The sequence below is a fragment of the Nocardia inohanensis NBRC 100128 genome (genome assembly GCF_001612945.1).
GTDB classification, from domain to species: domain Bacteria; phylum Actinomycetota; class Actinomycetes; order Mycobacteriales; family Mycobacteriaceae; genus Nocardia; species Nocardia inohanensis.
This window is the reverse complement of the sequence record NZ_BDBK01000008.1, coordinates 320,347-332,688: the sequence shown is the minus strand read 5'-3', so window position 1 is coordinate 332,688 and position 12,342 is coordinate 320,347. Positions and strand designations below refer to the sequence as shown.

Annotated in this window: 12 protein-coding genes; 4 read left to right on the top strand and 8 right to left on the bottom strand. The window is 67.5% G+C overall.

Features of this window, described 5'->3' with window-relative positions:
* Positions 1 to 133: 133 nt before the first annotated feature.
* Together NI1_RS17360 and pruA are read right to left on the bottom strand one after the other, a co-directional pair.
* A complete protein-coding gene (locus NI1_RS17360; protein WP_174564510.1) occupies positions 134 to 1,096 on the bottom strand; it encodes a proline dehydrogenase family protein in 963 nt (320 codons plus the stop codon).
* Positions 1,093 to 2,742, bottom strand: a complete 1,650-nt coding sequence (pruA, locus tag NI1_RS17355) for an L-glutamate gamma-semialdehyde dehydrogenase (RefSeq protein ID WP_067821396.1) — start codon at positions 2,740 to 2,742, stop codon at positions 1,093 to 1,095. The genes NI1_RS17360 and pruA overlap by 4 nt, the downstream gene beginning before the upstream one ends.
* 175 nt (positions 2,743 to 2,917) lie before the next feature.
* Between pruA and NI1_RS17350 the strand changes: the two genes are divergently transcribed.
* From NI1_RS17350 to NI1_RS17340, 3 genes are all read left to right on the top strand, one after another.
* Positions 2,918 to 4,156 (top strand): PucR family transcriptional regulator, encoded by a 1,239-nt coding sequence (locus tag NI1_RS17350; protein ID WP_369690141.1) that lies wholly within the window; start codon positions 2,918 to 2,920, stop codon positions 4,154 to 4,156.
* Between the two features lie 105 nt (positions 4,157 to 4,261).
* Complete coding sequence (locus tag NI1_RS17345) at positions 4,262 to 5,734, top strand: MFS transporter (RefSeq protein ID WP_245663268.1); 1,473 nt, start codon at positions 4,262 to 4,264, stop codon at positions 5,732 to 5,734.
* A 44-nt stretch (positions 5,735 to 5,778) separates the two neighbouring features.
* A complete protein-coding gene (locus tag NI1_RS17340; RefSeq protein ID WP_067821394.1) occupies positions 5,779 to 7,158 on the top strand; it encodes an FAD-dependent oxidoreductase in 1,380 nt (459 codons plus the stop codon).
* A gap of 52 nt (positions 7,159 to 7,210) precedes the next feature.
* Here the strand turns inward: NI1_RS17340 and NI1_RS17335 are convergent, their stop codons facing one another.
* Positions 7,211 to 7,660 carry an NUDIX hydrolase gene (locus tag NI1_RS17335; protein WP_169815588.1) on the bottom strand — a complete coding sequence of 150 codons (450 nt, stop codon included), beginning with the start codon at positions 7,658 to 7,660 and terminating at the stop codon, positions 7,211 to 7,213.
* 273 nt (positions 7,661 to 7,933) lie between these two features.
* Between NI1_RS17335 and NI1_RS17330 the strand changes: the two genes are divergently transcribed.
* Positions 7,934 to 8,413: a VOC family protein gene (locus NI1_RS17330; RefSeq protein WP_067821392.1), complete on the top strand. Its 480-nt coding sequence runs from the start codon at positions 7,934 to 7,936 to the stop codon at positions 8,411 to 8,413.
* 6 nt (positions 8,414 to 8,419) lie between these two features.
* On the opposite strand, the gene NI1_RS17325 is transcribed toward NI1_RS17330, so the two are convergent.
* The 5 genes from NI1_RS17325 to NI1_RS17305 all read right to left on the bottom strand — a co-directional run bounded on the left by NI1_RS17325 (position 8,420) and on the right by NI1_RS17305 (position 12,294).
* Positions 8,420 to 9,136, bottom strand: coding sequence for a hypothetical protein (locus NI1_RS17325; protein WP_084523349.1), 717 nt, complete (start codon positions 9,134 to 9,136; stop codon positions 8,420 to 8,422).
* Positions 9,137 to 9,244: 108 nt separating this feature from the next.
* Positions 9,245 to 10,036, bottom strand: a complete 792-nt coding sequence (locus NI1_RS17320; RefSeq protein WP_067821389.1) for an SAM-dependent methyltransferase — start codon at positions 10,034 to 10,036, stop codon at positions 9,245 to 9,247.
* A gap of 131 nt (positions 10,037 to 10,167) precedes the next feature.
* Entirely contained in the window at positions 10,168 to 10,677 is a 510-nt protein-coding gene (locus tag NI1_RS17315; protein ID WP_067821386.1) for a carboxymuconolactone decarboxylase family protein, read from the bottom strand.
* 29 nt (positions 10,678 to 10,706) lie between these two features.
* Positions 10,707 to 11,081, bottom strand: coding sequence for a DoxX family protein (locus NI1_RS17310; RefSeq protein WP_067821383.1), 375 nt, complete (start codon positions 11,079 to 11,081; stop codon positions 10,707 to 10,709).
* A gap of 40 nt (positions 11,082 to 11,121) precedes the next feature.
* On the bottom strand, positions 11,122 to 12,294 hold the full coding sequence (locus NI1_RS17305) for a serine hydrolase domain-containing protein (protein WP_067821380.1): 1,173 nt from the start codon (positions 12,292 to 12,294) through the stop codon (positions 11,122 to 11,124).
* Between the last annotated feature and the right edge of the window lie 48 nt (positions 12,295 to 12,342).

The following is a 12,342-nucleotide window of genomic DNA, read 5'->3' as shown; positions in this document are numbered from 1 at the left end:
TCGAGCAGGCTCAGCTAATCCGACCATGACACAGGCTGGGATCGGCCGATTGGTTAAATAAAGTTCAAAACGGTTGGCCGATAGGACAACCGGCCGGGCGTCTCGCCCCGCAGGCGACACGCCCGGCCGCTGGTCAGCGGTGCGCGCCGGGGCGCAGGGCGCGCAGGAAGAAGGCGAGATTGGCGGGGCGTTCGGCCAAGCGGCGCATGAAATAGCCGTACCACTCGTCGCCGTAGGGGACATAGACGCGGACCTGATGCCCGTCGGCGGCCAGGCGGAGCTGCTCGTCGGCGCGGATGCCGTAGAGCATCTGGAATTCGAAATCGCCGGGCTCGCGGGCGGCCGAGCGCGCGGATTCGCGGGCGGCGGCCAGCATGGCGGGGTCGTGGGTGGCGACCATCGGATAACCCCGGCCGTGCATCAGGACGTCCAGGCAGCGCAGATACGAGCTGTCCACCTCGTCCTTCGACTGGAAAGCGACGGCGGCGGGCTCGCGATAGGCGCCCTTGCACAGCCGGATTCGCGATCCCGGGCCCGAGAATTCGCGGCAGTCGTCCTCGGTGCGGTGCAGATACGCCTGCAACACCGTGCCCAGCCAGGGGAACTCGGTGCGCAATTCTCGCACGATCGCCAGGGTGGAATCGGTGGTGGTGTGGTCCTCGGCGTCCACGGTCACCCACACACCCGCCGCATCGGCCGCCGAGCAGATCTTGTGCGCGTGCTCGAGGGCGATGGCGTGCCCGGAGCGCGGCAGGGCCTGGCCGAGTGCGGACAGTTTCAGTGAAACCTCCAGGGGGCGAACGGATTCCCCGGTGTCCACGGTTGCGGTGAGCAGCTCCAGCAGGCGCAGATAGTGGTCGACGGTGGCGGCGGCCTGCGCCGGATCGGTGGTGTCCTCGCCGAGATAGTCGATGCTGACCAACCGGTCCGTATCCCGTAGCGCCCGGGTGGCCGCCACCGCATGCGCCTCCGATTCCCCGGCCACGAAGCGCGCCACCAGTTTCCGCGTGGAGGCCAGGCCGGTGACGGTGCGCCGCACCCGCGGCGAACGCGAGGCGGCCAGCAATCCGGGACGCAAGACGGTCGCGAACATCAGCGCTCCCCCTCGATCGCCTGGTGCGGGTACAGATGCTGCCGTGGCGGCACGAACGTCTCCTTGATGGTCCGCGCCGAGGTCCAGCGCAGCAGGTTCAGCGCCGACCCGGCCTTGTCATTGGTCCCCGAGGCCCGCGCCCCGCCGAACGGCTGCTGCCCGACCACCGCGCCGCTGGGCTTGTCGTTGATATAGAAATTGCCCGCCGCGAACCGCAATCGTGCGGTGGCGCGGGTGACCGCGGCCCGGTCGTCGGCGATCACCGAACCGGTGAGTCCGTAGGGCGCACCGTGATCCACCAGGTCCAGTACCGCGTCGAAGCCGCCCGGTGCGGTGTCGTCGTAGACGTGCACGGCCAGGATCGGCCCGAAGTACTCGGTGCGGAACGCCTCGTCGGCAGGGTCGTCGCCCAGCAACACCGTCGGCTCGACGAAGTATCCGACACTGTCGTCGGCGCGGCCGCCGGTGAGCACGGTCAGGCTCGCGGTCGCCTTGGCGCGCTCCAGGGCCGCGGCATTGCGGTCGAAGGCCCGCCGATCGATCAGCGCCCCACCGAAATTGCCGAAATCGGTGACATCGCCGTAGGTCAGCGCCGACACCTTGTCGATGAAGTCGCCGGACATCTTCTCCCACACCGACTTCGGCACGAACGCACGCGAGGCCGCCGAACACTTCTGACCCTGATAGTCGAACGCGCCCCTGATCAACGCCGTGGTCAGCACCTCCGGATCGGCGGAGCTGTGCGCGAGCACGAAATCCTTGCCGCCGGTCTCGCCCACCAGCCGTGGATAGCCGTCGTACCCGGCGATATTCGCGCCGACCGTCTGCCACAACTGCTGGAAAACCTTGGTGGACCCGGTGAAATGAATCCCCGCCAACCGCCGGTCGGCGAGCGCGACCTCGGAGATCTGCGGCCCCGGCCCGTGCACCAGATTGATCACCCCGGGCGGCAGCCCCGCCGCCTCCAGCAACCGCATGGTCCAATACGCCGCCACCGCCTGGGTCGGCGCGGGCTTCCACAGCACGGTATTGCCCATGAGCGCCGGCGCGGTCGGCAGATTCCCCGCGATGGCCGTGAAATTGAACGGCGTGACCGCGTACACGAACCCTTCGAGCGGACGGTACTCCACCCGATTCCACACACCCGGCGACGAAATCGGCTGATCCGCGATGATCTCCCGCGCGAAGTGCACATTGAACCGCCAGAAATCGACCAGCTCACACGGTGCGTCGATCTCGGCCTGATACGCGGTCTTCGACTGCCCCAGCATGGTTGCCGCAGCCAGGGTCTCGCGCCACGGTCCCGCCAGCAGCTCGGCCGCCCGCAAGAACACCGCCGCCCGATCCTCGAACGTCATCGCCCGCCACTCGGGCGCCACACTCGTCGCCGCTTCGATGGCATCCCGCGTGTCCTGCGCCGTCGCGGCTGTACAACTGCCCAGCACCGCCGCATGCCGGTGCGGCTGCACGATCTCGGTCACCGCCCCCGCACCACGCCGGTGCTTTCCGCCGATGACATGGTTGACCTCGAGCGGCGCGGCAGCCAACTCGCTCAGCTTCGCTTGCAGCCGACCGCGTTCGGGGCTCCCCGGTGCGAATGTGCCGACCGGTTCGTTCACCGGCCGGGGCGGACTGGTGACGGCATCCATGAGGTCCTCCAATCGAATTCGTGACCGGACCCGGCGATCGCCGGGTCCGGCGAGTTGGTACGCAGAGTCAACTCCGCGCACCCCGCCCGGAGATTGAGCCGATCGGCCAAACCTGCCGCCGTTCGTGTTGTACGTTCGGCCTATTCGGTAGCCGGTCGGAGTGGAGGCGGGAACAGTGGCCGCGGACGAGCCTGGCAGCGTGCTGCGCGACGAACTCGCCGGCGACACCGACCTGTTCGGTCTCGCGCGGATCGTCGCGCAGCACGCCGGCGGCATGGTGTCGATCGAGGACCCGCGCTCGCATGTGCTGGCCTACTCGGCATCCAACGAAGCCGCCGACCGATTGCGGATCCAATCGATCCTGGGCCGTGAAGGTCCACGCGAATATCTGCGCGTCCTCCGGCAACGGGGCGTGTTCGACCGGCTCCGGCAAACCGACGAGGTCATCGACCTGCCACCGCACGCCGACATCAAACACCGGCTGGTGGTCAGCATCCGCCAGCCCAGCGACGGAACACCCACGCCCACAACGATGCTCGGCGCCATCTGGCTCCAGGAGGGCGAGCGGCCGTTCAAACCCGGCGCCGCGGAAGTGCTGCGCGGGGCCTCGGCCATCGCCGCCCGCATCATCTCCCGCAGCCTCGCCGCGCCATCGACGGAGGCGCTGCTCATCCAGCGCCTGTTCGGTGCGGGCCGCGGCGAGATCGATATCCCGGCCACCGCCGACACCCTGCGCATCCCGCTCACCGGCCCCGCCGCCGTCATCGGCTTCGCCTGCCTCGATTCCGCCACCGCCCGTGACCATTCCGCGCTCGGCAGCACCATGCGCCTGCACGCCAGCGCCTTCCGCCGTGACGCCCTGGCCACCGTGATCGGCGACCGCGCCTACGTCCTGCTGCCCGCCTACCACTCCGCGACCGCCGTCGCCGCCTGGGCCCGCCAGCTCGTCGAGCAACTGGAAGTCATGCGCGCCTTGCCGTTACGCGCGGCGATCGCCCTCCCGGTCACCGACCTCGGTGCGGTCGCCGCCGCTCGGCACGAAGTGGACCGCGTCCTCAACGGCACCACCCCCCAGCGCGTCACCACCCTCGCCGACTCCCGCACCGCCGTCCTGCTCGGCGAAATCCTCGACCTGGTCGCTTCCCGCCCCGACCTGCACGACCCCCGCCTCACCGTCCTGTTCGACTACGACCGCGAACACGCCGCGAACTTCTGCGCCAGCGCCGAGGCCTACCTGCGCGAACACGGCGACGTCCGCAGCGCCGCCACCACCCTGCGCATCCACCCCAACACCCTGCGCTATCGCCTGCGCCGCGTCACCGATCTCACCGGCATCGACCTCGACGACCCCGCCGACCGCCTGCTGCTGGAAATCCAGCTGGCCCGCCACCGCCGCACCGACTTGCGCCGATAAAAGCTCGGCGACCGGCCATCCCGTCATCGCCCGCCTCGGCGCGTCGGATTGGCTGGCGGCGGACCGGGTATAGCGCGGTCGGGGCGACGAGGAAAGGGGTGCGGGGTGCGAACCATTTCCACCGATATTCCGGCTCGGCTCGACCGATTGCCGTGGTCGCGCTGGCATTGGATGGTCGTGGTGGGGCTCGGGTCGGTGTGGATGCTGGACGGGCTCGAGGTCACGGTGGTGGGCAGCGTGGCGAGCCGGCTTTCGGAGCCGGGGAGCGGTCTGAACATCAGTGCCGCACAGGTTTCGGGGCTGGCGGCGGCGATGTATGTGGCGGGTGCGGGGATCGGGGCGTTGTTCTTCGGGTGGCTCACCGACCGGTTCGGTCGTAAGAAGCTGTTCCTGATCACGCTCGCGTTGTATCTGACCGCCACCGCGATGACCGCTTTGTCATTTTCGGTGTGGTGGTTCGTGCTGTTCCGCTTCCTGACCGGGTTCGGGATCGGCGGGGAGTACGCGGCGATCAACTCCGCCATCGACGAACTCATCCCGCGCCGGTTGCGCGGGCGCATCGACATCGTCATCAACGGCACCTTCTGGCTGGGCGCGCTCGGCGGGTCGCTGCTGTCGATCCTGGCCTTGAATACCGATCTGTTCGCGCCGAATGTGGGCTGGCGCTTGACCTTCGGGCTCGGCGCGATCTTCGGGCTGATCATTCTGGTGGTGCGGCGGCATGTGCCGGAGAGCCCGCGCTGGGCGTTCATCCACGGCCGGGACGAGCAGGCCGAGGCCACCGTCGCCGAGATCGAAGCGCAGGTGCGGGAGCAGACCGGCGCGACACTGGAGGACGTCTCGGATCAGCGCATCGAAATCCAGCAGCGCCGCCGCACCGGGTTCGGGGAGATCGCCCGGGTGGTGTTCCGCGACTATCCGACTCGCGCGGTGCTGGGGTTCTCGCTCTTCATCGGGCAGGCGTTCCTCTACAACGCGATCACCTTCAACTACGCGCTCATCCTGTCCAAGTCCTTCGACATTCCCGATGATCACGTCGGGTACTACTTCGCCCTGCTGTGCCTGGGCAATTTCTTCGGACCGCTCTTGCTGGGCAGGCTGTTCGACACCGTCGGGCGGGTGCCGATGATCGCGGGCACCTACATCGGTTCGGCGCTGTTGCTGCTCGGCACCGCCTGGCTGTTCCGCGACGGCCACCTGTCCGCGATCACCCTGACCGTCTGCTGGTGCGCGGTGCTGTTCGTCGCCTCCTGCGGCGCCAGCGCGGCGTATCTGACCGTGAGCGAGATCTTTCCGATGGAGATCCGCGCCATGGCCATCGCCTTCTTCTACGCCCTGGGCACCATCGCGGGCGGCGTCATCGGTCCCCTGGTCTTCGCCAAACTCTGCGCCGACGGCGACCCGGGCCGTATCGCCCTGGCCTTCACCATCGGCGCGCTGGCCATGATGCTCGCCGGACTGGTCGAGTTGTTCTTCGGCGTTCGCGCGGAAGGACATTCGCTCGAGGACCTGGCCCGGCCCTTGAGCGCGACCACCCCCACACCGCGGCCGGACGACGATTACGCGCGCCGGGAATAGTGTCGGCCCGGCCCGTCCGGCCGCTCGTCTCGTAACGTGAACCCATGAGCGAACGCTTGGTGGTGATCGGCGGAGATGCGACCGGAATGTCGGCGGCATCGCAGGCCCGGAGGCTGAAGAATGCGCAAGAACTCGAGATCGTGGTGTTCGAGCGCGGGCACTACACCTCGTATTCGGCCTGCGGAATCCCGTACTGGGTGGGCGGCGACGTCGAGGACCGCGACGATCTGATCGCCCGCACACCCGCGGAGCATCGCGCGCGCGGCATCGATCTGCGCTTGCGCACCGAGGTGCTCGAACTCGACGTGCCCGGGCAGCGGGTGCGCTGGCGCGATCTGGAATCCGGCGACGAATCCTGGTTGGGCTACGACAAATTGGTGCTCGCCACCGGCGCCACCCCGATCCGCCCGCCACTGCCCGGCATCGATGCCCCGGGAGTGCACGGCGTGCAGACCCTCGACGACGGCCAGGCCCTCATCGACACCCTGGAATCGACGCCGGGCCGGCGCGCGGTCGTGGTCGGCGCGGGCTATATCGGAGTAGAGATGGCCGAGGCGCTGATCAGCCGCGGCTACGAGGTCACCATGGTCAACCGTGGCGCCGAGCCGATGTCCACCCTCGACCCGGATATGGGCGTGGTGGTGCGGAAGGCCATGGAGGGCTTGGGAATCAAGGTCATCGGCGATGCCGAGGTGACCGGTATCCGTACCGATTCCGACGGCCGGGTCGAAGCCGTCACCACCTCGGACGCCGACTATCCCGCCGATGTGGTGGTGCTCGGACTGGGCGTCCGCCCGAACACCGGCCTGGCCCGCGCCGCCGACCTCCCGCTCGGTCCGGCGGGCGGCCTGCTCACCGACCTCGCCATGCGGGTGCGCGGTTACGAGAACATCTGGGCGGGCGGCGATTGCGTGGAGGTCCTGGATCTGGTGTCGGGCACCCTGCGCCACATTCCGCTCGGCACCCACGCCAACAAGCACGGCCAGATCATCGGCTCCGGCGTCGGCGGCGACTACGCGACCTTCCCCGGCGTGGTCGGCACCGCCGTCAGCAAGGTCTGCGATCTCGAAGTCGCGCGAACCGGCTTGCGGGAGAAGGACGCTCGAGCGGTCGGCCTGCAATACGTCACTGTGATGATCGAATCCACCAGCCGTTCCGGGTACTACCCCGGCACCGCCCTCATGACGGTGAAGATGCTCGCTGAACGCCGCACCGGCCGCCTGCTCGGCGTGCAGATCGCCGGGCGCGAGGGCGCGGGCAAACGCATCGATATCGCGGCCGTCGCCTTGACCGCCCGCATGACCGTGGAGCAGATGGTCGCCCTGGATCTCGGCTACGCCCCGCCCTTCTCACCGGTCTGGGATCCGGTGCTGGTGGCGGCACGCAAGGCCGTGGGCGCGGTGCGCCGCGACAGCCACGCGTAGCAGCCGCGCGAAACGCGGTGCGGGCCCCGCGAACCGGGGCCCGCACCGGCAGTCACTTACGGTAATCGGTGAGAATGGCCCGGATCGACGAGGTCACCGGCAGCTCACCGTCGAGCGGAAGCCAGCGGTAACCCCAGTAGTTCGACAGCCGAATCGGTCCGGTCGCCGCCGCATCCACCGCGAAATGCTCGCGGCGCACATGCTTGCCCGCATTGTCCAAATAGTCGAAGCTGCCGAGATGCCGCCGAATATCGACCACCGTCAACGCGGTCTCCTCGTACAGCGCCCGGGCGATCGCAGTGGATAGCCGCTCACCCGCCCGCACAATGGTCCCCGGCAGATTCAGCGGGCTGCGCGCCGAGGGATGCTCCTCGCGCTGTAGTAGCAGCACCGCCCCGTTCTGCTCCAGTACCAACCCCACCCGCAGGGCGACCCCGTCCGCGACGGCTCGCTCCTGCAATTCGGTCAGCACCGACTCACCGATCGACAATTCCGATGACACCTCGAAATCCCACACTGCGCACCACATCCCGTATCGCCGGACATCCTCGACCAGCAGTACCGTCAACGCTACCGGTCCAGATGCCGTCCGCGGCAGAGGAACTCGCCAGTTCCGGCGCACTTTCGTCCAACGATTCGGCAACCCGGAAAGTTTCTCCACCCAGGGCGAACCGCACCGCTGCCGCGCACACCGGCGGGACCGATGAATTTCGGTCGCCTGGCTGGTCTCAACACATGGCACGACCCACACCAATGCGAATCAGGAGTGATATCGATGAGTGGACTGGGAATCTGTCTGTGGTTCGATGACGAAGCCGAGGAGGCGGCCCGCTACTACACCTCCATCTTCAAGACCTCGAAGATCAATACGGTGGTGCCCTACGGCGACGCCTTCGGTGGCAAGGCCGGTCAGACCATGGTGGTCGACTTCGAACTGAACGGTCAGAAAATCACCGCGCTCAACGGCGGCAAGATGGACTGGGCGTTCAACGAGGCCATCTCGCTGATGATCGACTGCGACGATCAGGCCGAGGTCGACCACTACTGGAACAGCCTCACCGCCGACGGCGGCGAGGAGATGCCATGCGGTTGGCTCAAGGACAAGTACGGGGTGCGCTGGCAGGTCACGCCCAAGCGCTACTACGAGCTGGCCGATCCGTCGGACCCGGCGCGCGCCGACCGCGTCAACAAGGCGCTGGAGCCGATGAAGAAGATCGATATCGCCACCCTGGAACGCGCCGCGGCCGGAGCCTGAGCGCACTCAGAAGTAGACGCCCGGGTAGCAGTAGCCGGTGACCAGCTGCCGGTCGCCGTAGCGCACCGAGCCCGGATCCCAGTGCGCGCCGAGCCGTTCGACGAAGGCGCGTGCGGTGTCGAGGTCACCGCGGTCGGCGACCAGCAGCAGACTGCCGTCCTCGGTGACCGCGCCACCGCCCAGTCGTTCGCGCGCGGCCGGATCGGCCAGCAGCGCGTCGTGTAGTCGGGTCACGTCCACCCCCGGCACCTCGACCAGGAACCCGTCCGCCCGCTCGTTGTCGGCGGAGAGGAATTCGATGCCCAGCACGGCTTCCTGGTTGTAGCGCACCCGCAGGTCATCGGCGATCCAGCAGAGATTGTCGCGCCCGGTGCAGGCCAGGTCGAACACTCGCGCGGGCTCGTAGGTGATCTGCTGCGAGTCCTGCGACCAATACACCCCGTCGATGGCTTGGGAGTGCACCGTCAACCCGAGCTCCATGGCGGCGGTGAGGTTCACCTCCACCTCGAACTGGGTGAGCGGATCGTTCATCCGGGCATCGGCCGGGTCGGTGATGGTGGCGGTGTTCCAGGTCCCGAACAGCTCGGCGGTAGGGGCCATCCAATTGTCGGCCGCGCACGACCAGGGCCCATAGGCGTCGGAGGTGGCCGCGCCCGCGGTGAGCAAGGCCCCGGTGAGCGTGATGACGGTGGCGAAGGCGGCGGCGATTCTGCTGGTGATCATTCGGCCGGCACCCCTCTCGAGAGGGTCGATATTCGACAGCTGTGCGAACACGATCAAAGACAATCGAATTCTATTGCGCTAGCACCGCGGCCATCCGGGAATGCGCGATCAGGGTTTACGCGCCACCCCGCAGTAGCAGGAGACCTTGGCATCGAACGAGGCCGGGATCTCGGCGGCCTCCTCGAGCCGCCACCGATGCGGCGGCACGACGCCCGGTTCGACCAGTTCGAGGCCGTCGAACCAGCCGACGACTTCCTCCCGGTAGCGGATCTGCGCGGGCATCTTCCGGACACGGTAGACGTCCTGGGCGGCGAAGATCCGCTCGGGCGCGAAATCGCCTGTGATTATGCAGATTACGAGGTACGAGCCGGAGGCGAGGGCGTCGAGGAAGGTCGAGAGGATCTTGTTGACATCGGTTTCGACGAAATGCAGCAGCGCGATCATGCTCAGGCCGACCGGTTGGTTCAAATCGATGACCTCGGCCAATTCCGGCGCGCGCAGAATGGAGTTCGGATCGGTGACATCACCCTCGATATAGGTCATTTCGCCCGGTGCGCTGCCCGTCATCAGTGCCCGCGCATGCGCCAGCACCAGCGGATCGTTATCGACATAAACCACCCGGGCATCCGGCGCGGTCTGCTGCGCGATCTGATGCAGGTTGGGTTCGGTGGGGATCCCGGTGCCGATATCGAGGAACTGCTTGATGCCGGCCTCGGCCAGGAACCGGGTGCTGCGGTGCATGAACTGGCGATTGATCCGGGCGGCGACCCGAATATCCGGCCACGCCTTCAGGATCTCCTCCGCGGCTTGCCGATCGATCTCGTAGTTGTCCTTGCCGCCGAGAAAGTAGTCGTAAATCCGGGAAGTATGTGGTCGATCCAGTGGTACGTCCCCGTCCATCCCATCACCGCTTCATGCCCTTGACCGATTACAGGTTGTTCGCAACAGCCTAGTTCGCCGCCCTGCGCTCGTAGGGTAAAAAGAACGGCCCTCCCTTGATTCGGGAAGGGCCGTTCCCGCGGTCCGGAAACCTACTGTCCCGCTACGGGAGTCCACTGCTCGGCGGGCGAGCGGCCGGGGATCGGCTTGCCGATCAGCGCCACCGGGATGAAGAAGTTCACCTGGCCGATCGCCATCGCGAGCGTGGCCAGGGCTTTCTCGTCGTAATGGGCGCGCGCCAGCGCGTACAGCTCGTCGGAGACCCGCTCACCGTGCGGCGAGGGTTGCAGCACGGCTTCGGTGAGGGCGAGCGCGGCGCGTTCGGCCTCGGTGAAGAACGGGGCGTCCTGCCAGGTCGCCACCGCCGCGATGCGCTGCTCGGACTCCCCCGCGCCACGCAGATTGCCCGAGTGCAGCAGCACCAGATAGGTGCTGCCGACAATCTGCCCGGCGCGCAGCTGGATCAGGGCGATGGTGCTGCGCGGGACCGAGCTGTTGCCGGTGGCCTTGAACAGCGCCGCACCGACCTCGCCCATTTCCGGCACCAGCTGGCCCGGATTGGGCAGTCGCGAACCGGTCTGTTCCGGCGTGGTGGTGGTCATGAGTTTCCTTCTCTCTCTTGATGGGTGGATCAGGCCAATGCGGCGCGGGCGGCGAAGGTGGAAGCGGCGAACACCGCGGGGCCGCCCCATTTGTCCGGGCCGTCACCGACGGCGATATGCGAGGCCGCGGCGCCGCCGTAGATGAAGAACAATCCGGCGTAAGCCCATTCCTTGGTGCGCGGATGGCCCGGAGTCAAGATCGCCGCCAGCGCCGCGACCTTGGCCGCGCCCAGAATGGTCGCGAAATACATCGGATAGCCGAGCTTGTCGAAGACATCGCGGACATAGGAGATACGGGCCAGGTCCCAATAGGAACCGACCGCGGTCTCGGCCACCACCGCGGTCGCGGGCACCCATTTCGCCAAACGTGCACCGCGCGAACGGATTATCGAATTCGTGGTCATCGGTATCTGCTCCTGTTCTGGAATGTGGGGGTCGGTCGTCTCATGCCGCGCGCGGGCCGGCGGTGGCGTTCGCGGCGTGCTGCAATACCGCTGCCAGCCGGGCGTTTTCGGGGGCGTTGAAGGCGAAAGCGGCACGGCGGCGGGTGTATCCGTAGGTCAGCCCGGTGTGCGGGTCGGCGAAACCGTCCGAGCCGGCTGAGCCGGTATGCCCGAAGGCGTGCACGCCGAGGAACGGGTGGATCAGCGTCTCGGCTTCGAAACCCAGTGCGTAGGGGGCATTGTCGCCGCGCACCAGATCGGTGCCACTGGAATGGATCTCGGAGACTATGGCGATGGTGTCCAGGGACAACAGCGGCGGCCGGCCGTCGAGACCGGAGATCGCCGCCGCGTACATGGCCGCCAGCCCGCGCGCACTGCCGACGCCGCCCGCAGACGCCTGACCGAGACGCCGCAATCGGGTGTCATTGGGCAGCGCCATCACATCGGCGGGGGTGAATCCACGGGCGTTGAGGTTGTAGGCGATGCCCGGAATCCCGTACGGGTTGGGCGAATTCGCGGCGAAAGCGGACTCCATCTCCGGGGTAGCGTGCCAAGGCAGGATCGGCAGATAGCGGTGGTCCAGTTCCTCCGGCAGCCCCAGATACACATCCAGCTCGTACGGGGCCCGGATCCGCTGCTCGAACAATTGCTGAACGGTGCTGCCGGTGATCGCCCGCACCACTTCGCCGATGATCGCGTAGGTCACGAATCCGCCATAGCCCTGCGCGGTACCGGGTGCGAAGAACGGGCGTTGAGCCACCAGTCGTTCGGCGATGACCCGGTCGTCGGCCAGATCCGCCAGCGTGAAGCCGCCGTCGGCATTGATGACGCCCGAACGGTGCGTGAGCACATCGCGGATCGTGATGTGCTCCTTGCCCGCCGCCGCGAACGCGGGCCAGTACTCGGCGACCGGGCGGTCCACCGCGAGCACCCCGTCCTGGATGAGCAACGCCACCACCAGGCCCGAAGCGCCCTTGGTCGAGGAATGCAAACCGGTCAAGGTGGTACCGGTGACCTCCGCGCCGGACCACAGATCCACCACGCGCCGCCCTCGCACATACGCGGCCAATTGCGCACCGGATTCCCCGTCCGCCTCGGCCACCACGGCGGCGAATTCGGTTCGCACCGCCTCGAATCCGTCGGCGACGGTGCCCTTGATCTCGATCGCACCCACAGTCCCGTTCCTCTCGCTCAGCCTGTTCTCCTGCCTTGACGTACGGCG

Coding starts and splice junctions, on each gene's coding strand:
- pruA (WP_067821396.1), bottom strand. CDS start 2,742: ATGGATGCCGTCACCAGTCCGCCCCGGCCGGTGAACGAACCGGTCGGC.
- NI1_RS17340 (WP_067821394.1), top strand. CDS start 5,779: ATGAGCGAACGCTTGGTGGTGATCGGCGGAGATGCGACCGGAATGTCG.
- NI1_RS17330 (WP_067821392.1), top strand. CDS start 7,934: ATGAGTGGACTGGGAATCTGTCTGTGGTTCGATGACGAAGCCGAGGAG.
- NI1_RS17325 (WP_084523349.1), bottom strand. CDS start 9,136: ATGATCACCAGCAGAATCGCCGCCGCCTTCGCCACCGTCATCACGCTC.
- NI1_RS17320 (WP_067821389.1), bottom strand. CDS start 10,036: ATGGACGGGGACGTACCACTGGATCGACCACATACTTCCCGGATTTAC.
- NI1_RS17315 (WP_067821386.1), bottom strand. CDS start 10,677: ATGACCACCACCACGCCGGAACAGACCGGTTCGCGACTGCCCAATCCG.
- NI1_RS17310 (WP_067821383.1), bottom strand. CDS start 11,081: ATGACCACGAATTCGATAATCCGTTCGCGCGGTGCACGTTTGGCGAAA.